The following is a 20,233-nucleotide window of genomic DNA, read 5'->3' as shown; positions in this document are numbered from 1 at the left end:
AAAACCGGTGACCTGGCGCTCTGGCATGATCTCCGGTCATGTGGGAGACGACGTCCGCCGGCGGCCGACCGGCCTGGCGGCACACCGCGTCCGGGGTGCTGTTCCGTGCGGTGCCCGCCGGCACGTTCCGGATGGGCCTGTCCGAGGCCGAGGAGGCGACGCTGGCCGGCGTCGAGTTCGAGGACGGCGGCCTGACGCCCGCGGACCTCGCGCAGATGCGCCCGGTCCGCGACGTACGCGTCGACGGCTTCCTGATGGCCCGGCACCCGCTGACCGTCGCACAGGTGCGGCACTGGCTCCCGGACTACTCCGACGACTACGCAGACGGCGACGACCACCGGGTGGCGCGGCTGGAGTGGCCGGACGAACTGCTGGAGAAACTGCCGTTCCGGCTGCCCAGCGAGGCCGAGTGGGAGTACGCGGCCCGCGCCGGCACCACTACGCTGTGGCACCGCGGCGACACCCCGCCCGGCGAGGACGCCGTGCTCGACACGTTCGGCGACGAACGCGCGACCGCCGCCTCGGAGAACCCGTTCGGCCTGGCCGCGATGGGCGCCACCGCGGACCTGTGCGCGGACACCTACCTCGACGGGTACGCGGACGCGCCCGCCGACGCCCGGCCGCGGCACGCCGAGGACGCCGACCGCGTGGTCCGCGGCGGCGCCGCCGACCTCTACCCGTGGCAGGGCGTCGACGAGTGGCTGATGCTGCTGCCGTCCACCCGCTACGAGTTCGGCGAGTTCGCCTCCGTCCGGCCCGTCGCACCCCTGCCGTAGGGTGCTCGCCATGACGGTCGTGGAGATCTTCACCGACGGCGCGTGCCGCCGGAACCCCGGTCCGGGCGGCTGGGGCGCGCTGCTGCGCTACGGCGAGCACGAGCGCGAGATGTGCGGCGGCGAGGCGGGGGAGACCACCAACAACCGGATGGAGCTGATGGCCCCGATCGAGGCGCTGGAGACACTGACCCGCCCGTCCGAGGTGCACATCCACACGGACAGCACGTACGTGCGCAACGGCATCACCACCTGGATCAAGGGGTGGAAGCGCAACGGCTGGCAGACCAAGGACCGGAAGCCGGTCAAGAACGCGGACCTCTGGCAGCGGCTGGACGAGGCCTGCAAGCGGCACACCGTCGAGTGGCACTGGGTCAAGGGCCACGCCGGCCACGTCGAGAACGAGCGCGCCGACCGCCTCGCCGCCAAGGGCCTGGAGAACGCGGTCGCGGCGGCCCAGCCGGCCCGGGGTTAGCCTCGGCGGATGGTGATCGAGCATGGTTATCGGCGGGAGTTCCCGCGGGAGCGGATCGAGGACGTGCTCGGCCGGGCCGGGGTGACGGCCGGGCTCGCGGACGTGCGGGAGCTCGCCGGGGGGACGTTCAACACGGTCTTCCGGCTGCGGCTGACGGACGGTGCGCGACTGGTTCTCAAGGTGGCGCCGCCGGCGGAGGCGCCGGTGATGCGCTACGAGCACGGGCTGCTGGCGGCGGAGGCGCTCTACTACGAGCGCGCGGCCGGGCGGGCGCCGGTGCCGGAGGTGGTGCACGCGGAGCCGGACCTGCTGGTGATGACGGAGTTGCCGGGCGGGACCGTGGCGGAGCACCTGCGGCACTACTCGCCGGCGGCGCGGGCGCGCCTGCGTCACGAGCTCGGTGGGCATCTCGCGCGGCTGCACACGATCACCGGTGCGGGCGGGTTCGGATATCCGGCGGATCCGCTGCGGGCCGGCTGGCCGGAGGCGTTCGACGGCATGGTCGGCGCGCTCCTCGCGGACGCGGCGGAGTACGGCGTCGCGCTGCCGATGCCGGCCGAGCGGATCCGGCGCCTGATCGACCGGGCGGGCCTGGACGAGGTGACCACGCCGGTGCTGGTCCACTTCGACCTGTGGGACGGCAACATCCTGATGTCGCGGGGGCGGGTCACCGGGCTGATCGACGCGGAGCGCGCGTTCTGGGGTGACCCGGTCGCGGACCTCCCGTCGCTGTCGCTGTTCGGCGAGATCGACGAGGACTTCCTGGCCGGTTACCGGGAGGCGGGCGGCACCTTCGGGGCGGCGGAGGCGCGACGGCTGCGCGCCTACCGGGCCTACCTCTACCTGATCATGTGGATCGAGGGCGGCCCGCGGCGGTTCACCCCGGAACACCTGGAACGGCGGAGGAGCGAACTGCGTACCGTCTTCGATGGATTCGGCGTTTACTGTTAATTAGGTTTTCAGTAGACTGGCTGGCACGTCAGGCGCCTGGTGGAGGGCGTTCCGGCGGTTGGGCCGCAGCGCTGTGCGGGAAACGAGCAGCAGCGCGCAGGCATCGGCCGCGGCCCGTGGATCCCCCCACTCGAAGGAGCCCGTCATGCGGAGACCCCTCGTCACCCTGGCCCTGCTCACGCCGCTGTCCGTCCTCGCCACCACGTTCGTCGCCGTGTCGCCGGCCGGCGCGCACGGGTACATCTCCTCGCCGCCGAGCCGGCAGGCGCTCTGCGCCAGCGGCACGGTTGCCAACTGCGGCGACATCCAGTGGGAGCCGCAGTCCGTCGAGGCGCCGAAGGGCCGCACCCGGTGCAGCGGCGGCGTCGGCCGGTTCGCGCAGCTGGACGACGAGTCGAAGGGCTGGCCGGCCACCTCGGTCGGGTCCAGCGTCACGTTCAACTGGGTGCTGACCGCCCGGCACGCGACCAGCACCTGGCAGTACTTCATCGGGTCGGCCAAGGTCGCGGAGTTCAACGACGGCGGTGCGCAGCCGGGCGCGACCGTGCGGCACACCGTCAACTTCGGCGGCTACGGCGGCCGGCAGCGGGTGCTCGCGGTGTGGAACGTCGCGGACACGCCGAACGCGTTCTACGCCTGCGTGGACCTGCAGTTCGGCGGCGGCACCACCACACCGCCGACGCAGCCGCCGGCCACGCCCCGGCCGCCCGCCACGCCGACGCAGCCGCCGGTCACGCCGCCGGCCGGTGGCACCTGGGCGGCCGGCACCGGCTACACCGTCGGTGCGATCGTGACCTACGGCGGCGCGAGTTACCGCTGCACGCAGTCGCACACCGCGATCGCGGGCTGGGAGCCGCCGCACGTGCCCGCCCTCTGGGACCGCGTCTGATCCGCCGGTCCGGGCATCGCCGCGGTGCGGTGCCCGGACCGGCAACCGATCAGAACCCCTTCCCGGGTACGCCGGGCGGCGCGCATCCGCTCGGAGCCGGCTCCGCCGGCGGACGGGCCGTCGATCCGCTCACGTGGCGGGCCCGGGGCGCGCATGCCCGGACGATGGGACGCCGGTGAGCGCCCGGCGCCGGGGCGCACGGCCGGCCGTACCCGGCGGGAATGTGATCTGGATCTATCCGTTGACGGCCGGCGGCGCGCTGTGGCCGGGACCGTCCACGATGGCCGCGGAGGACGCGACACCGCAGCTCCGATCCGGCCTCGGACCGCCCGCGCACCGGGCCGGGAGAAGATCATAAAGAAGATTTAGGGAACGCATGATCTTACTTTAGGTGCCCCTCTTCTAGCGTGAGTTCCACGCTGAGTGACACCAGGGGCCGGGTGATCACAGAGGCGCGTCCGTCCTACGAAGGAGCACCGTTCGTCATGCGTAGAACCCTCACCACCTCCCTGCTCGCGCTGGGCACCGTCGCCGGTTCCCTGGTGGTCGCGTCGCCGGCCAGCGCGCACGGTTACATATCGTCGCCGCCGAGCCGGCAGGCGAACTGCGCGAGCGGCGCGGCCAAGGACTGCGGCAACATCCAGTTCGAGCCGCAGTCGGTCGAGGGCCCGAAGGGCCTGACCAGCTGCGACGGTGGCCTCTCGCAGTTCTCGGTGCTGAAGGACGACTCGCGGGCCTGGCCGGTGACGAACGTCGGCACGTCCACCACGTTCAGCTGGGTGCTGACCGCCCGGCACAAGACGTCGACGTGGCAGTACTTCGTCGGCACCAAGAAGATCGCGGAGTTCGACGACAAGGGCGCGCAGCCGTCCGCCACCGTGCGGCACCAGGTGAACCTGAGCGGCTACTCCGGCAGGATCAAGGTGCTGGCCGTGTGGAACATCGCGGACACGCCGATGGCGTTCTACAACTGCGTCGACCTGAACGTGGGCGGCACCGGCGGCAACACGCCGGCCAAGCCGGCACCGGCCCCGGAGCAGCCCGCACCCCAGCAGCCCGCCCCGCAGCAGCCCGCGAACCCGGCGCCCGCGTCGCCGTCCGCGTCGGCCGGCACGTCCGCACCGGCCACCGGCGGCAACACCGGCGGCAACACGGGTGGCGGCAACACCGGCAGCGGTGCCGCGACCGACTGGAAGAGCTGGACCGCGTACCGGACCGGCGACAGGGTCACGTTCGAGGGCGTCACCTACGAGTGCCGCCAGGGCCACACCACGCTGCCCGGCTGGGAGCCGCCGATCGTCCTCGCGCTCTGGCTGCCGGTCAAGTGATTCTCCGTGCGGGACCCGTTCCGACCGGCGGGTCCCGCACGGTCCCCCTCGCCCACCGTTGAAGATCGCTAGGAAGCCCACCATGACACGCCGCCCCGCCGCCGCCCTGCTCGCCGTCACCGCCCTGACCGCGCTCCTGACCGCCTGCGGCACCGCCCCCGCCACGCCGTCCGCCGACCCGACGCCCGCGGGCGGTGCCACGGCCGCCGCGAACACCGGCGGGCGCAACGACCACGACGTGATGTTCCTGCAGATGATGGTCAACCACCACGAGCAGGGCGTCCAGATGGCGGAGATCGCCACCGAGAAGGCCACCAGCGACGAGCTGAAGACGCTCGCCTCCGCGGTCGTCGCCACCCAGAAGGACGAGATCGCGACCATGAAGTCGTGGCTGACCGCCTGGGGTGAGGCCGACCGCGCCGACACCGACGTCAACCTGCACGCCGACCACGGCGGTCTGCCGGCCACCACGCCCGAGGAGATCGAGTCGCTGCGCGACACGCCCACGGCCGACTTCGACGGCACGTTCCTCGCGCTGTTCACCGGCCACCAGCACAACGCGGTCGAGATGGCGAAGACCGAGACCACCGAGGGCGAGAACCCGGACGCGAAGGCGCTCGCCAAGAGCATCGACGACTCCCGCACCGCCCAGATCCAGCTGATGCTGAAGATCAGCGCGGGCACGATCTGACACCCACCCGGGGGTACGGCGTGCGCCGTGCCCCCGGTCAGTCCACCAGCACGTCGGCCTCCGTCATCGGCATGCGGGCGACCGCGGTCCACCGGGCGGCCCACTCCGGGACGTCGGTGATCCGCGGGTCCGGCACGGCGGCGAGCAGGTCCTCGCGCCGCACGGTGCCACCGCGGCGGTCGAGCATGCGGATACAGGCGATCACCCGCGCGACGACCTCGCCGCCACGCACGAAACGGTGCTCGAAGACGATGTTCGGGCCGTCCAGGCCGAGGAAGCGCGTCTCGACCGCGAAACGCTGCCACAACCGCAGGCCACGCCGGTAGCGGACCACCTGGCCGGCGATCACGCCGTACCAGCCGAGCCTGCGGAAGATGTCGCCGTACCCGCTGCGGATCACGAACTCCCAGCGGGCGAACGTGGCCAGCGTCAGGTACGTGCCGTTGTTCATGTGGATCAGCGCGTCCAGGTGGTGCGGCCACACCCGCATCGGCGACGCCAGCGTGGCGAACGGGTCGACGCGGGACCGGAAACGAGACCTGACCAGGCGGTACGCGTCAGTGAGTGCGAGGAACATCCCGCGATCGTCGGCGCACCGCCTTCACGCGACCTTCAGATCCGCGCAGACCTCGTCGACCAGGGCCGCGAGCGGGCGGATGCGGCCGGTCCGCCACTGCACCTCGAAGTCCTCGTCACCCAGCTCCCGCCGCAGCCCGGCCAGCTCCCGCTCCTGCTGCTCGGCGAGCCAGGAGAAGAAGCTGCCGCCGGCGGCCCGGCGCACCTCGTGACCGGCGGACAGCAGCATCACCTCGTGCCGCGGCCGGCCCAGGTCGCCGTAGACCAGCGACGCGTAGAACAACGCCAGCGACGTGCCCCACAGCAGGCGGTGCTCGGCGAATGCGCGCAGCGCGCGGCACAGCCCGGCGGCGCCGGCCAGCGGACCGGAGAGGTTGCGGGCCGCCTCCGCGCGCAGCAGCCAGGCGTAGGCCAGCACCTCCGGATCACCCACGTCGCGCAGCACCGACTCCGCCTCGGCACTCAACGCGGCCGTCAACCCCCAGTCGCCGCGTGCGCTGGCGGACAGGCCCTGCTGGGTGAGCGTCCAGCCGAGCAGCCACGGCCAGTCCGCGGCCACGGCCACGGCGTGCGACTCGGCCATCAGCTCGTCGGCCCGGTCGTGCGAACCGCCGAAACCCTCCGCCGTGGCGAGGCGGCGCAGCGCCAGACCGTACCCACGCCGGTCGCCCGTCCGGGTGAAGATCGTGGCGGCCTCCCGGCCGGCGGCCCGGGACGCGGCCAGGTCGCCCTGCATCGAGGTGAGCAGCGTCAGGCCGCTCAGCGCCCGGGCCCGCACGGCCGGCGGCACCGGGCCGCGCGCCTCGAGCGCGAGCGTCGTCCAGCGCCGGCCGACCACGTACTGGCCGCGGCTGTGCCAGTACGTGCAGAGCGCGGCGGCGACCCGCAGCGCGGTGGCGGCGTCGTCCCGGGCGACCGCCCACTCCATCGCGGCCCGGAACTGCTCCATCGTGGTGTCGAGCAGGTGCATCCACCGCTCCCGGGCGCTGCCGACCCGCTCGTTCCACAGCGTGTCCGCGAGCCCGGCCACCAGCGCGGCGTGCCGGTCCCGGACCGTCGTCAGCTCGCCCCGCGCGTCGAGGCGCTCCAGCCCGTACGCGCGCAGCGTCTCCAGCATCCGGTACCGGTCCGCCTCGCGCAGCAGCAGCGACTTGTCGACCAGCGCCGCGACCAGCCGGGCCACCTCGGCCGGCGGGAAGTGGTCCGCGGCGAGCTGCTCCGCCCAGTCCAGGCCGAAGCGGCCGGCGAACGCGCTCAGCACGGTGAACAGCCGGCGTTCGTCCGCGTCGAGCAGCCGGTAGCTCCAGTCGACGACCGCGTGCAGCGTCCGGTGCCGCGGCGCGGCCGTCCGGTCACCGCGGCTCAGCAACCCGAACCGGTCGTCGAGCCGGGCCGCGAGCTCACCGGGCGAGAACGCGTTCATCCGCGCGGCGGCCAACTCGATCGCCAGCGGGACACCGTCCAGCTTCCGGCAGATCGCGGCGACCGCGGCCGCCGTCCCGTCGGCCAGGGCGAACCCGGGGTCGGCGGCGCGGGCCCGCTCGGCGAAGAGCCGCACCGCCGGCGCGCGGCCGGCGGACTCCGCGTCGTCCTCCCCGGTGCCGGGCAGCGCGAGGCCGTGCAGGGGCAGCAGCGCCTCGCCGGTGATGCCGAGCCGCTCCCGGCTGGTCGCGAGGACACGCATGCCCGGGCATGCGGCCAGCAGCGCGGCGGCGAATCCGGCGGCCGCGTCCGTCAGGTGCTCGCAGTTGTCCAGGACGAGCAGCCCGTCGACCGCGCGCAGGTGGTCGAGGACCAGGCCGGTGCGGGGCCGGGCCGGGTGCGACGGCAGGCCCAGGGCGTCACCGACCGCGTCGGCGAGCAGGTCCGGCTGTTCCAGCGCGGCCAGCTCGACCAGCCAGGCGGTGCGTGCCCGCCCGGCGACCTCGGCGGCGAGCCGGGTCTTGCCGACCCCGCCGACGCCGGTGACGGTGACCAGGCGGTGCGCGCCCAGCAGCCGGCCGGCCGCGGCCAGTTCCCGCTCCCGGCCGACGAAGCTGGTCAGCGGCCGCGCCACCGACCGGGCCGGCGCGCCGTTCCCCGCGTCCGCGGCGTCCCGGGCCGCGGACGTGCCTCGCGTCCCGGCGGCCTCTCCCGCTCCGGCGGCGTCAGGTGCTCCGGCGGCGTCACGTGCTCCGGTGGCGTCAGCTTCGGTGGCGTCCGCGCGCAGGATCGTGGTGTGCAGTCGTTGCAGGTCCGGGCCGGGTTCGACGCCGAGCCGCTCGGCCAGTTCCCGGCGGGCCGCACCGAACGTGGCCACCGCCTCGCCGGTCCGGCCGGCCCGGAACCGGGCGCGCATGAGCTGCCCCCAGAACCGCTCGTTCAGCGGATGCTCCGCGACCAGCGCGACCAGCTCGGCGATCATCTCCTCGTGCCGTCCCACGGCCAGATCCGCGTCCCCGCGCGCCTCGATCGCCCGGATCCGCAGCTCCGCCAGGCGCGCCGCCTCCGCCTCCACCCACGACCGATCCGCCACGTCCGCGAACGCCGGCCCCCGCCACAGCGCGAGCGCCGCCCGCTGCCGCGCGGCCGCCGCCCGATGGTCGCCCCGCCGGCCCGCGCCCAGCCCGTCCGCGACCATCCGCTCGAACCGCCACCGGTCCACCGCGTCGTCCGGCACCCGGAGCAGATAACCCTGGTCGTGCGTCTCCAGCTCGGTCGCCGGCCGGCCGCTGACCTCACGCATCGCCCGTCGCACCTCGGCGACCCGCACCCAGAGCAGTTCCGTGGCGCGCGGCGGCGGCGACTCCCACAGCATCTCGGCGAGCCGCGCCGCGGAGACCACCGTGCCGGCCCGCGCCAGCAACGCGGCCAGCAACGCCCGGTGCCGCGGCCCGCCCAGCCGCACCGGCGCACCGTCCCACCACACCTCGAGCGGCCCGAGAACCCGGTACTCGAAGCCCCCGCCCGCCACCAGCCGAAGGCTACCAGCGCCGATCGTCAGCCGATCGATCCCTCAGAAGAGCCGCCCACGGTACGGATGCGGCCGCCCCCACGTCTCCTCCCACAGCTTCAGCTCGAACGCACACTGCTTCGGCCCCGCTTCGCGCGCGATGTGGTGCCAGTAGTCCTGCGCGACGTCCCGCACCTCCTCGAGGCTGTAACTGCCGCGCTTGTCCGCCAGGAAGTTGTTCTGCATCGTCACCCCGTCGGCCCGGCTGAACGTGACGTAGAAACCCTCCCCGTCCCACTCCGTGGTGTCCTCCTGGCCGGTGTAGGCCCGCTCGACCAGGTCGAGCAGGTCGTAACCGAGCGTGGGGCTGTTCTGCACGTCCATGGTCAGGAACATGCCGAGAACCTCGAGTCGTGGCTCCGACTCCCGCCAGCGTGGAAAGCCGTTCTCCGTGAAAAAGGTGAGACCCACTACCTACTCATCCCTACAGGAAAGGGAACCCGTGCTTCAGCGCACCGGTTGCCGTATCGAAGTAACCCATGACCTTGACGCCGTTGTGTTCGCTGTACCAGGTGCCGCTGGCCGTCTTCGATATGTTCGGGTGATTGAATGCCGCGGTCACCGCGTTGTCGACCTGCGCCGGCGTCCAGTCGTCGGGCCAGAACGTGCTCTTGCCCTCGTTGCCCTGCTTCGGCACCCACTCCGGCGGCGGGTTCGCGTTCTTGAACTCGACCTTCGCCTCGTACGCGCCGGTGGCCGGGTTCCGGCGCAGGACCGGGCCGATCCGGCGGTCGGGGAAGTCCTCGCCGCCGGGGCGGTAGTGGTAACCCTTGCGGCTCTCGCCCTCCATCATGTGCCGCAGCCGGTCCGGCGCCATGTCGCCGCCGCGGGCCCGCTTCGCGGCGCGCCCGTCCTGCTTGCGCAGGTAGCGCAGCGCGGCACGGAGCAGCTTTCCGGTGCCGGCGTTGCGTTTCGCGCTGGCACGTTGAGCCATCGCTCAGCCCTCCAGCAGCGTGAGCACGACCTCTTGGATGAGGTTGCCGATGACGGTGCGGGCCAGCGCCTGGAAGACCGGGATCTCCAGCAGCGACGCCCCGAAGGTGACCGCGGCCGTGGCGACGGCCTGGGCGATCTGGATGGCCAGGATGGTGAGCTGCACGATCACCGCGATCTTCAGCGCGAGCACGATCGTGCCGCAGACGATCAGGCCGGTGCCGGTGAGGACCGCGGCGGTGGCGCCGTCGGTGAGCGCGTCGGCGGGGCTGCCGTCCTTCGTCCACCAGGCCTGGAAGGCCGCGATGTCCTGACCGCTGTTCTCCGCCCAGACGGTGCCGGCGCCCGTGTTCGCGTCGCCGACGATCTCGTTGATCGTGGTGGAGAACGAGATCCAGGTCTGGCCCATCTCGAAGAGCCGGTCCTCGTCGGCCTCCGGCCAGGTGTACCCGAGGACGCCGAGCAGCGAGATCAGCTCGCCGGGCAGCTGCAGGCTCACAGCGCTTCCCGCAGCGTGGACATGCGCCGGAGGATCGCCTCCTCGGCGACGGTATAGAGCTGCGCCATGCCGGCCAGGTCCACGCCCGCGGCGGCGATCTCGTCCAGCGCGTCCCGGTAGCATTCGAACGCGACCGCGGAGACCTCGTCGTGGGCGATGCCGATCAGCTGCCCGATGTCGTCCTCGCCCCACGGCCGGCCGAAGCCGGCGATCTCGGCCTGGAACTCGCTCAGCGCGGACGCGAACCGTTCCGCGACCGTGCCGAGCCGCTGCCCGGCGTGCTCCAGGCTCTCCGGCGTGACGTGCACGCCGCCGGAGCTCACCTGCCGCCCCGGTCGGCGATCCGGCCCTGCGCCTCGACCAGCGCGTCGGTGAACGCGGTGAGCCGGCGGGAGGCACTGTCCTGGATGTCCTTGAGCTGCTCGGACAGCGCGGTGAAGTCGGTGGTGCCGGCACCGGCGGCCGCGGTGGCCCTGGACTGCAGGTCGGCCAGCGCGGCGTTGACGGCCGCCATCGTCTCACCGGCGAGCGTGGCCGAGTCCAGCCGCATCGCGGTCGGGCCGAAGGTCAGCGACGTCACCCGCCCGGGTGCCGCGGCGGTCGCGACGATCAGACCGTCGAGCGCCTCACCCGTACCCTCGACGGGTGACGCCTCCGGGTCCGCGTCGGCGGCGCGGACCGAGCCGAGCGCGGATGTGACGTCGGACAGCATCCGCACGATGCCGGACGGATCGGGTGCGGTGGTCATCGTGTGCCTCCGGTGACGGTGCGGATCGGGACGAACACCCGACCATCCTGGCAGATCGCCGCCCGCCGGGCGGTCATGGACGAGTGCGCTTGGCGTACTGGGCCGGCGTCTCGGCGTAGCGGCCGCGGAAGGCGCGGATGAAGTGGCTGCTGTCGGCGAACCGGAAGCGGGCCGCGGCCTCGGACACGGTGTGGCCGGCGGCCAGGGCGTGGCGGGCCTCCTCGAGCCGGCGGCGGCGGATGTAGGCGGCGGCCGGCTCGCCCGTGGTGGCGAACGCGCGGCTCAGCGTGCGGACCGAGACGTGCAGGTCGCGGGCGAGCAGCGCGGGCGTCAGGTCGGCCCGGGTGAGCAGGCGGTCGGCCAGTTCGCGGGCGGCGCGGGCCAGCGCGGGGGCCAGCGCCGGCTCGGTGGTGTCGGCGGCGCGGCGCAGGACGCCGCGGGTCAGTTCGACGAGCGCGTTGCGGGCGGCGTCGACCCCGGCGTCGCTGAGGTCGTCGATCGTGTCGTGGAGCAGGCCGGCGTGGGCGAGCAGCAGCCGGACCTCGGGGGCGGCGGCGGAGCCGGTCAGCGGTGCGTCGACGGTCAGGCCGTGCAGCTCGCGGAGCGGGATCCCGACGGAGTGGCCGGTGGTCCGCGGCGCGGTGGCGAAACCGGTCAGACCCGTCGAACGGTACGCCAGGAAGCCGCCGGACCGGACCGGGAACGCGCCCCGGTCGTAGTCCAGCGTCCAGACGCCCCGCCGCACCAGGTAGAGCCGCAGCTCGGCGGGCTGGTGCGGGTCGACCGCGGTCCGTACGCCGGCGGTCGTGTGGAAGTCGGTGACGGTCACGTCGCCGGCGCGGGAGTCGCGGCCGTGCACGCCGGAACGGGTGACCGCGGGCAGCGGCGCGCAGCCGCTGATCCGGGTGAACCGGTCGTCGTGCCCGCCCGAGCCGGGACGTGCGGTGTCGACCAGGACCGTGCCGCGCGGTGAGCTCATCCGCCCATCGAAGCACGCTGGCCCGGACGTTCCATTCGCTGGCCGCCCGGTTCAAGTCGCGGGCCCACGGCGGCGCCTAGCCTTGCCCGCACAGCAGGGATCCCAGGAGAGCGAGAAACAGGAACATGAGCGACACAGGTGTGGTGCTGGTGACCGGTGCCGGCAGCGGCTTCGGACGGCTGACCGTGGAGGCGCTGGTCCGGCGCGGGCACACGGTCTTCGCCGGGATGCGGGAGCCGGCCGGCCGGAACCGGGCGGCCGCGGCGGCGCTCACCGGCGCGCGCGTGATCGAGCTGGACGTGACCGACCAGGACTCGGCGACGCGCGCGGTGGAGACGGTCATCGGGGAGGCCGGCCGGCTCGACGTCGTGATCAACAACGCGGGGCAGGTCTTCGCCGGGCCGGTCGAGGCGTACACGGCGGAGGAGGCGATGCGCCAGCTGGACGTGAACGTGCTCGGCGCGCTGCGGGTGAACCGGGCCGCGATCCCGCACCTGCGGCGGCAGGGCCACGGCCTGCTGATCCAGGTCGGCTCCACCGCCGACCGGGTGACCGTGCCGTTCACCGGGCTGTACGGCGCGAGCAAGGCGGCGCTGGCGAGCCTGACCGAGGCCTGGCGGTACGACCTGGCCGGCACCGGCGTCGAGTCGGTCAGCGTGTCGGCCGCGCCGCACGACACGGAGCTCGGCGCGAAGGGCACGATGCCCGCGGACGCGGCACGGCTGGAACCGTACCTGCCGGCGCTCGGCGCGTTCATGACCGACCTGACCGCGCGCCAGCAGGAGCAGGACGGCGACCCGCAGCCGGTCGCGGACGCGCTGGTCCGCCTGGTGGAGGCGCCGGCCGGCACCCGGGCGCGGCGGACCGTGGTCGGCCCGGCCGTCCAGGTCGCGGCGCTGGACGAGCTCGACCGGGTGGCGACGGAGACCGCCCGGATCGTCGGCGCCGACATGGGCATCGCGGCCCACCTGCGCTGACCTCCTCGGCCCCGAGGATCACGAAGACCGTTCGGCGGGTACGGCTCGAGCCGCGCCCGCCGAACGGTCTTCGCTACTACTGGCGCCGCTCGTCCGGCGTCTCGTCCATCGGCGGCTGGTACGGCCGGCCGTAACCGGGCTGGTGGTACGGGTCCGCAACGGGCTGGTGGTACGGGTCCGCGCCGGGCTGCTGGTACGGGTCGTGCCGGTCCGCGGCGGGCCGCCGCGGATAGCCGTCCGCCGGTTGCTGCGCGGTCCCGCCCGCCGGCGGCCGGTATCCGTCTCCGCCGCCGGGCGGCTGGTAAGCGGCGCCACCGGCCTGCGGCTGATACGGCACGTCGCCGGCCGGCTGCGAGTACGCGCCGCCGGTCGGCTCCGAGTAGCCGGCACCGCCGGTCTGCTGCGGATAGGTGGCACCGGTCTGCTGCGGGTAGCCGGCACCGCCGGTCTGCTGCGGATAGGTGGCGCCGGTCTGCTGTAGGTAGCCGGCACCGCCGGTCTGCTGCGGATAGGTGGCGCCGGTCTGCTGTAGGTAGCCGGCACCACCGGTCGGCTCCGGGTAGCCGGTACCGCCGGTCTGCGGGTGTGCCGTGCCCGCCGTGGGGCGCCCGTACGCGGTGCCTGCCGCGGGCTGCGGGTAGGGCGCGTCGGCCGGTCCGTAGCCGCCGCCGAACCGCGGCTGGGGCTCCGGCTCCGGCTGGCCCGCGGTCGCGGTCCGGCCCGGCGGCGTCGGCTGGGGCACGTGCACCACGCCGACCGCCCGCGCCTTGTCCGGCGTGCCCGCGCCGGATATGGCGGGCTCCTCGTCCGGCTTGGCGGACCGCGCGCCGCGCGGCGTGACCAGCCCGAACCGCGCGGCCAGCGCCGTCAGCCCGCGCTTGAGCGCCTTCGCGCCCGGCCGTTCGACGTACCGGTGGATCAGCCAGGCGACGCCGCACATCAGCAGCGGTACGGCCAGCAGCAGGACCCAGCGGTTGACGTAGTCGTCGAGGCGGTTCCAGAGCACGACGCCGACCCGGTCGTGGATCAGGTACAGCGGGTAGGTGAGGCTGCCGGCCACCGCGAACCAGGCCCGGCCCAGGCCGCGCGTGATCCGGAGCGCGGTCAGCGTCATCACCACGAAGACCAGCAGCACGATGACGACCACGACCGCGGTGCTGAAGCTCTCCTGGTACCGCTCGCCGACCGCGTTCTTGAAGTCGATCGCCCGGACGACCGCGATCGCGGCGGACACCGCCAGGAGCGCGAACGGCTGCCAGGTCCTGCCGAACCGGTAGAGCAGGCTGAGCGCCATGCCGGCGATGAAGTACTGCGACCACTCCGGCTGGAACACCAGCGTGGCGACGGTCTGGATCGGGCCGGGCAGCACGTTCGCGGCGAGCAGCAGCGAGATCGCGGTCCAGCCCCAGAGGAAGACCAGCACCCGGTTCTTCGTGATGCCGATCATCGTGAAGATCAGGATCATCACGTAGAAGCGCATCTCGGCCCAGAGCGTCCAGTAGACGACGTCCACGTTCGGGATGTTGACCAGCGAGTTGAACATGGTCAGGTTCGCCACGTACTGCACGATGCTGATCGGGAACTGCCCGGCGCCGATCGTGGCCAGCACGATCGCGGTGATGGTCAGCGCCACCCAGTACGCCGGGTAGAGGCGGACCACCCGGGAGATGACGAACTCGGCCGGGCGGCGGCCCATCGCGCTGAGCAGGATGACGAAGCCGCTGATCGTGAAGAACAGGTCGACGCCGAGGTACCCGTACTGGAACAGGCCGCCCAGCTCCGGGTAACCGGTGGCGGTGTGCGGCTCGGGCCCCGCCGCGTTCGCCCACGCGTAGTGGTAGAACATGACGGCGACGGCGGCGAAGATGCGCAGCCCGTCCAGCTCGTACAAGCGGTCGCGCTCGGCGGACTGCTCGGTCACGGCGACTCCCCTTCAGGCTTCGTCGGCGCAGGGGCGCGGGACCCCGGCAGAACGAGACGGACGGAGGGGCAGCGTACCGGAGCCGCGCCGGTCGCCGGGAAAGTGCTGAACACCCGACAATCGGTGTCAGCTGGCGAATCGCGCGGTGAACGCGGCCCGGATCGGTGCGTCGCCGCGGTCCAGCACGGCGAGAACCACCCGGTCGAACCGGCCCGGGAGCGCGTCGAGCGCGGTCGCGAACGCGTCCGCCACCGCGGTGGGTTCGTTGCGGAAGACGCCGCAGCCCCACGCGCCGAGGACGAGCCGCCGCTCGCCGTGCGCGGCCGCGACCTCGAGGACGCGGCGGGCGCGGTGTGCCAGCACGGCGTCGACCCGGGGGAGTGACGCGGGCTGGTTGCGGGTGATCGCGCCGCGGTTCGGGGCGGCCGCGGTCAGCATCGACACCCGGTGCGGCGAGTCGAGGAAGCGGCCCTTGTCGTCCCGGAAGACCGGCACGCCGGGCGAGTAGATCACCCGATCGCTGTACAGCAGGTCGCCCTGGGTGCGGTGGAAGTCGTAGAACTCGGGCACGGCGGTGAGGCAGGGGAACAGCGCGCTCGCGCGGGCGACGCTCTCCTCCTGGGCCTGCGCGCCGGTGCGGAAGCCGCCGCCGGGGTTCTTCGCGGACGCGAACACCAGCGCGGCGACCGGCCCGTCCTGCGCGAGCCGCCGCGCGGCGTAGAGCGTGCTCTCACCGGTCACCTCCACGGCCACCGGCGCGCCCCCGGCCGACCGCACGGCGCCGCCGGAAGAAACAGTGCCGCCGGACGAAGCAGCATCGGCGGAAGAAGCAGCGTCGGTGGAAGAAGCAGCGTCGGTGGAAGAAACAGCGTCGGTGGAAGAAACAGCGCCGCCGGGAAAATCAGCGCCGGTGGGCAGAGGGGCGTCCGGCAGGTGCAGCACGGTGCCGGCGACCGCCGCGTCGACGAGCGCGGTCAGCGGCACGGTCGCGCCGGACGGGGAGGTATAGGCGCCGGCCTCGAGGACGTCGAGGGTCTGGCGGGCGATCTCGCGTAGTCGGGTACTCACGGGCCCCGATTCTCCGGCCTCCGCACCGATCTTGAACAGCGAATATCCCGCTCGGCCGCGCACCGTTGTACCCCGGAAGGTATTAAACGGACAAAAGGAGCAACAATCATGATCCGCCGGATCCTGGGCGTGCTGACCGCCGCGGTCCTCGCCGTCGCGCTCGCGCCCACCGTCGCCCACGCCGCGCCGAACCAGTACTCGCCCACGACGCTGTGCGGCGCCGGATACACGGTGAAGCGGCAGGCCAAGGTGGCGGACGCGGTCGTCTACCAGCTGGTCAGCGGGCGGTGGCAGTGCGTGGTGACGATCAAGACCGCGAAGGTCGGCAAGGCGTCGTACGTGGGCGCGGGCCTGCTGGTGCGCGGCGGCCGGGGCTGGGCGCTGGACGACGGCACCTACCGCTACTACGCCGGGCCGGTGAAGCAGAAGGGCGCGTGCGCGAGCGTGCGCGGGCTGAGCGGCACCTCCGCCGTGTCGTTCAGCTGCTGATCCCGGGCCGTGGAGCCGCGGCCGCCTCGGTGCATGCGCGGGGCGGCCGCATCCGTACCGCATGATCAGATTTTTGTTAAGGAGCCTTTACATATCTGTCTCCGGCGATCGAAGATGGCGGACGGGTCATCAACGTCGATGGAGGTCTCATGCGTCGTCTGCCCGTCGCCGCCACAATGGCATTGGTCCTGCTGGGAGGGTCGGTGATGGTTCCGGGTCCGGCGTCGGCGGCACCGGCGCCCCGCTTCGCCAGCTCGTTCGAGGGCGGTGATCCGCCGCCGACCTGGGTGGACACGGCGGAGCGCGCGTCCGGCGTGGACGGCCGGCTCAACCCGGGACTGCCGGGCTCGGTCGCGGGCCGGGTCACCGCGATCACCGCGTCCGGGGAGAACACCGCGGGCGGTGAGGTCAAGGAGAACCTGAACGACGCGGACCCGGACACGAAGTGGCTGGTCTTCACCGCGACCGGCTGGGCCGCCTACCGGCTGGACGCGCCGGTGCGGGTGGTGCGGTACGCGCTGACCGCGGCGAACGACGCGCCGGAGCGGGACCCGAAGGACTGGCGTCTCGAGGGCTCGAACGACGGCGGCACGTGGACCACGGTGGACACCCGGACCGGGCAGAACCTGGGCGCGCGCGGCAACACGACCACGTTCGACGTGGCGACGCCGGGGGAGTGGAGTCACTACCGGTTGAGCGTCACCGCGAACGGCGGCGTGAACCTGATCCAGCTCGCGGACCTGCAGCTGTCCGACGGCGACGAGACGCCGCTGCCGCCGGCACCGGTGCGCAGCGCGATCGGCGACGGTCCGGGCAACGCGCCGGCCGCGAAGGCGCGCGTCGGGTTCACCGGCGTCAGGGCGCTGGAGTTCGCCGGACGGCACGCGGTGGACGGACGCGGCTACACGTACAACAGGATCTACGACGTCAACCTGCGGGTGAACCGGGACACCGAGCTGTCCTACCTGGTGTTCCCGGAGTTCACCCGCGGTGACATGACCTACCCGGCGACCTACACGTCGGTGGACCTGGCGTTCACGGACGGCACGTTCCTGAGCGGGCTGCGCGCGACGGACCAGCACGGGACCGTGGTCAGCCCGGCGGCGCAGGGCGCGGCGAAGACGCTCTCCGTGAACCAGTGGAACAAGCGCGTCACCCGGATCGGCGACGTGGCACGCGGCCGGACGATCGACCGGATCCTGGTCGCCTACGACAAGCCGAGCGGGCCGGCCAGCCCGTGGCGCGCCTGGTTCGACGACATCAGCATCGCGGACGTGCCGGTGGAGAAGCCCTCGAAGAGCCTCGCCGGGTACGTGGAGACGCGGCGTGGCACGCACTCGAGCGGCGCGTTCTCCCGCGGTAACAACATCCCCGCGACCGCGGTGCCGCACGGCTTCAACTTCTGGACGCCGGTGACGAACGCGGGCACGCTGAGCTGGCTGTACGAGTACCACAAGGGCAACGACGCGCAGAACCGGCCGGCGCTGCAGGCGCTGTCGGTCAGTCACGAGCCGAGCCCGTGGATGGCGGACCGGCAGACGTTCCAGTTCATGCCGCAGGACGGCACCGGCGTGCCGAACGCGGACCGGACCGGGCGGGCGCTGACATTCCGGCACGAGAACGAGGTGGCGAAGCCGCACTACTACGGCGTCACGTTCGACAGCGGGCTGAAGGCGGAGATCGCGCCGACGGACCACGCGGCGGTGCTGCGGTTCACGTTCACCGGCGACGGCGGCAACATCATCTTCGACAATGTGGACAACGGCGCCGGCCTGACCGTCGACGCCGCGACCGGCACGGTCACCGGGTGGTCGGACGTGCGCAGCGGCCTGTCGAACGGCGCGACGCGGATGTTCCTCTACGGGACGCTGGACGCGCCGGTCACCGGCAGCGGGATGCTGCCGAACGGCAACCGGCCCTCGACCGGGTACGTCGCGGTGGGCGCGCGCACGGTCAACCTCCGGGTGGCGACCTCGCTGATCAGCGTGGCGCAGGCGCGGCACAACCTCGAGCTGGAGGTGGCCGCGAAGGACACGATCGAGACGGTGCGGTCCCGGGCCGAAGGGCTGTGGAACACCAAGCTGCGCACCGTCGAGGTGGAGGGCGCGCGCCGGGACCAGCTGGTCACGCTCTACTCCAACCTGTACCGGCTGTTCCTCTACCCGAACTCGGCGCACGAGAACACCGGGACGGCCGCGGCACCGGTCTGGAAGCACGCGGTGCAGTCGTCGGTGTCGACGCCGCCGAGCACACCCACCGAGACCGGGGCCGAGGTCAAACCCGGCAAGGTGTACGTCAACAACGGCTTCTGGGACACCTACCGCACCACCTGGCCGGCCTACTCGCTGCTCACCCCGTCGATGGCCGGCGAGATGGCGGACGGGTTCGTGCAGCAGTACCGGGACGGCGGCTGGATCTCCCGCTGGTCGTCGCCGGGCTACGCGAACCTGATGGTCGGCACCAGCTCGGACGTGGCGTTCGCGGACGCGTACCTCAAGGGGGTCAAGGGGTTCGATCTCGAGGAGGCCTACGCCGCGGCCGTGAAGAACGCGTCGGTCACCCCGCCGAACGACAACGTCGGGCGCAAGGGCATGCGGACGTCGATCTTCAAGGGGTACACGCCGTCGGACGTGACCGGCGAGGCGTTCTCCTGGGCGATGGACGGCTACATCAACGACTTCGGCATCGCGAACATGGCCGCGGCACTGGCCGACCGGGGCGGGCCGGACGCGGCCCGCTACCGCGAGGAGGCGACCTACTACCGGGAGCGGGCGCTCGGGTACGTGAACCTGTTCGACCCGTCCGTCGACTTCTTCCAGGGCAAGGACTCGGCCGGGCAGTGGCGCCGGACCGCGGAACAGTACGACCCGGAGGTCTGGGGCTACGACTACACCGAGACGAACGGGTGGAACATGGCGTTCCACGTGCCACAGGACGGGCAGGGGCTGGCCAACCTCTACGGCGGCCGGTCCGGGCTGGCGGAGAAGCTGGACACGTTCTTCGCCGATCCGGAGGAGGGCCTCAAGGGCGGCTCGTACGGTGGCGTCATCCACGAGATGACCGAGGCGCGGGACGTGCGGATGGGGCAGTACGGGCACTCCAACCAGCCGTCGCACCACATCCCGTGGATGTACACGTTCACCGGGCAGCCGTACAGGACGCAGGCGCTCACCCGTGAGGTCCTCGACCGGCTCTACCTCGGCAGCGAGATCGGCCAGGGCTACCCGGGCGACGAGGACAACGGCGAGATGTCCGCGTGGTACGTGTTCGCCGCGCTCGGCTTCTACCCGCTCCAGATGGGCAGCGCGTCCTACGTGATCGGCTCCCCGCTGTTCACCAAGGCGACGATCAACCTGGAGAACGGTAAGAAGGTGGTGATCCGGGCACCGGGCAACTCCGCGTCCAACGTCTACGTGCAGTCGCTGCGGGTCAACGGCAAGGCGTGGAACCAGACGCACCTGCCGCACTCGGTGCTGGCGAACGGCGCCACGCTCGACTTCACCATGGGCGCGAAGCCGTCCCGCTGGGCGACCGGTGCGAACGCGGTCCCGCCGTCGCTGACCCAGGGCCCGGCCGTCGCCACGCCGCAGCGGGACGTGGCCGGTACGGTGACCACGGCCGCGCTCGCCGACGACTCCTCGGCCACGTCGGCGTCGGTGACCACACAGGACTGGACGCTCGCCGAGGCCGCCTCGGTCAAGCAGTACACGATCACGTCCGCGGCCACCGCGGGGGCGGACCCGGGCGCCTGGAAGCTGCTGGGCTCCACCGACGGGACCACCTGGACGACGCTGGACACGCGCTCGTCGCAGTCGTTCACCTGGCGGCAGCAGACCCGGCCGTTCACGGTCGCCGCGCCCGGCGCGTACACCCACTACCGCCTGGAGTTCACCGGCCCGGCCACCGTGGCCGAGCTGGAACTGCTGGCCTGACGATCAGCCGAT

General features: G+C 72.8%; 18 protein-coding genes and 1 pseudogene. 9 read left to right on the top strand and 10 right to left on the bottom strand.

Annotated features, from left to right (window positions below):
• Window positions 1-38 precede the first annotated feature (38 nt).
• The 6 genes from J2S44_RS42775 (at window position 39) to J2S44_RS42750 (ending at window position 5,107) form a co-directional block, all read left to right on the top strand.
• Complete coding sequence (locus J2S44_RS42775; protein ID WP_310429413.1) at window positions 39-776, top strand: formylglycine-generating enzyme family protein; 738 nt, start codon at window positions 39-41, stop codon at window positions 774-776.
• 10 nt (window positions 777-786) lie between these two features.
• Window positions 787-1,248 (top strand): ribonuclease HI, encoded by a 462-nt coding sequence (gene rnhA, locus J2S44_RS42770; protein ID WP_310429411.1) that lies wholly within the window; start codon window positions 787-789, stop codon window positions 1,246-1,248.
• A 9-nt stretch (window positions 1,249-1,257) separates the two neighbouring features.
• The gene (locus J2S44_RS42765) at window positions 1,258-2,199 is read left to right on the top strand and encodes a phosphotransferase family protein (protein ID WP_310429409.1); all 942 of its coding nucleotides are present in this window, start codon (window positions 1,258-1,260) and stop codon (window positions 2,197-2,199) included.
• Window positions 2,200-2,344: 145 nt separating this feature from the next.
• A complete protein-coding gene (locus J2S44_RS42760; protein WP_310429407.1) occupies window positions 2,345-3,088 on the top strand; it encodes a lytic polysaccharide monooxygenase in 744 nt (247 codons plus the stop codon).
• Window positions 3,089-3,573: 485 nt separating this feature from the next.
• Window positions 3,574-4,416 carry a lytic polysaccharide monooxygenase gene (locus tag J2S44_RS42755; protein ID WP_310429405.1) on the top strand — a complete coding sequence of 281 codons (843 nt, stop codon included), beginning with the start codon at window positions 3,574-3,576 and terminating at the stop codon, window positions 4,414-4,416.
• A gap of 82 nt (window positions 4,417-4,498) precedes the next feature.
• Window positions 4,499-5,107, top strand: a complete 609-nt coding sequence (locus J2S44_RS42750) for a DUF305 domain-containing protein (protein ID WP_310429403.1) — start codon at window positions 4,499-4,501, stop codon at window positions 5,105-5,107.
• 37 nt (window positions 5,108-5,144) lie between these two features.
• On the opposite strand, the gene J2S44_RS42745 is transcribed toward J2S44_RS42750, so the two are convergent.
• From J2S44_RS42745 to J2S44_RS42710, 8 genes are all read right to left on the bottom strand, one after another.
• Complete coding sequence (locus tag J2S44_RS42745) at window positions 5,145-5,684, bottom strand: acyl-CoA thioesterase (protein WP_310429401.1); 540 nt, start codon at window positions 5,682-5,684, stop codon at window positions 5,145-5,147.
• Window positions 5,685-5,708: 24 nt separating this feature from the next.
• On the bottom strand, window positions 5,709-8,636 hold the full coding sequence (locus J2S44_RS42740) for an AfsR/SARP family transcriptional regulator (RefSeq protein ID WP_310429399.1): 2,928 nt from the start codon (window positions 8,634-8,636) through the stop codon (window positions 5,709-5,711).
• A gap of 42 nt (window positions 8,637-8,678) precedes the next feature.
• Entirely contained in the window at window positions 8,679-9,086 is a 408-nt protein-coding gene (locus J2S44_RS42735) for a hypothetical protein (RefSeq protein ID WP_310429397.1), read from the bottom strand.
• A gap of 13 nt (window positions 9,087-9,099) precedes the next feature.
• Window positions 9,100-9,609, bottom strand: coding sequence for an EndoU domain-containing protein (locus J2S44_RS42730; RefSeq protein ID WP_310429395.1), 510 nt, complete (start codon window positions 9,607-9,609; stop codon window positions 9,100-9,102).
• A 3-nt stretch (window positions 9,610-9,612) separates the two neighbouring features.
• Window positions 9,613-10,107, bottom strand: a complete 495-nt coding sequence (locus tag J2S44_RS42725) for a WXG100-like domain-containing protein (protein WP_310429393.1) — start codon at window positions 10,105-10,107, stop codon at window positions 9,613-9,615.
• A complete protein-coding gene (locus tag J2S44_RS42720) occupies window positions 10,104-10,430 on the bottom strand; it encodes a hypothetical protein (RefSeq protein ID WP_310429391.1) in 327 nt (108 codons plus the stop codon). Before J2S44_RS42720 ends, J2S44_RS42725 begins: the two co-directional genes overlap by 4 nt.
• On the bottom strand, window positions 10,427-10,855 hold the full coding sequence (locus tag J2S44_RS42715) for a YbaB/EbfC family nucleoid-associated protein (protein WP_310429389.1): 429 nt from the start codon (window positions 10,853-10,855) through the stop codon (window positions 10,427-10,429). Before J2S44_RS42715 ends, J2S44_RS42720 begins: the two co-directional genes overlap by 4 nt.
• Before the next feature lie 73 nt (window positions 10,856-10,928).
• Window positions 10,929-11,834: a helix-turn-helix domain-containing protein gene (locus J2S44_RS42710; RefSeq protein ID WP_310429387.1), complete on the bottom strand. Its 906-nt coding sequence runs from the start codon at window positions 11,832-11,834 to the stop codon at window positions 10,929-10,931.
• A gap of 125 nt (window positions 11,835-11,959) precedes the next feature.
• Here J2S44_RS42710 and J2S44_RS42705 point away from each other — a divergent pair, with 125 nt between their 5' ends.
• Complete coding sequence (locus J2S44_RS42705) at window positions 11,960-12,811, top strand: SDR family oxidoreductase (RefSeq protein ID WP_310429385.1); 852 nt, start codon at window positions 11,960-11,962, stop codon at window positions 12,809-12,811.
• 76 nt (window positions 12,812-12,887) lie between these two features.
• Here J2S44_RS42705 and J2S44_RS42700 read toward each other — a convergent pair whose 3' ends face one another.
• Together J2S44_RS42700 and J2S44_RS42695 are read right to left on the bottom strand one after the other, a co-directional pair.
• Window positions 12,888-14,732 carry an acyltransferase gene (locus J2S44_RS42700; RefSeq protein WP_310429383.1) on the bottom strand — a complete coding sequence of 615 codons (1,845 nt, stop codon included), beginning with the start codon at window positions 14,730-14,732 and terminating at the stop codon, window positions 12,888-12,890.
• 126 nt (window positions 14,733-14,858) lie between these two features.
• Window positions 14,859-15,800, bottom strand: coding sequence for a TIGR02452 family protein (locus J2S44_RS42695; protein WP_310429381.1), 942 nt, complete (start codon window positions 15,798-15,800; stop codon window positions 14,859-14,861).
• A gap of 108 nt (window positions 15,801-15,908) precedes the next feature.
• Between J2S44_RS42695 and J2S44_RS42690 the strand changes: the two genes are divergently transcribed.
• Together J2S44_RS42690 and J2S44_RS42685 are read left to right on the top strand one after the other, a co-directional pair.
• Window positions 15,909-16,289: a hypothetical protein gene (locus J2S44_RS42690; RefSeq protein WP_310429379.1), complete on the top strand. Its 381-nt coding sequence runs from the start codon at window positions 15,909-15,911 to the stop codon at window positions 16,287-16,289.
• A gap of 176 nt (window positions 16,290-16,465) precedes the next feature.
• Window positions 16,466-20,218: pseudogene (locus J2S44_RS42685) on the top strand (GH92 family glycosyl hydrolase); the annotation flags it as partial.
• Window positions 20,219-20,233 lie beyond the last annotated feature (15 nt).

The sequence above is a fragment of the Catenuloplanes niger genome, assembly GCF_031458255.1.
GTDB lineage: Bacteria > Actinomycetota > Actinomycetes > Mycobacteriales > Micromonosporaceae > Catenuloplanes > Catenuloplanes niger.
This window is presented reverse-complemented; position numbering and strand designations above follow the sequence as displayed.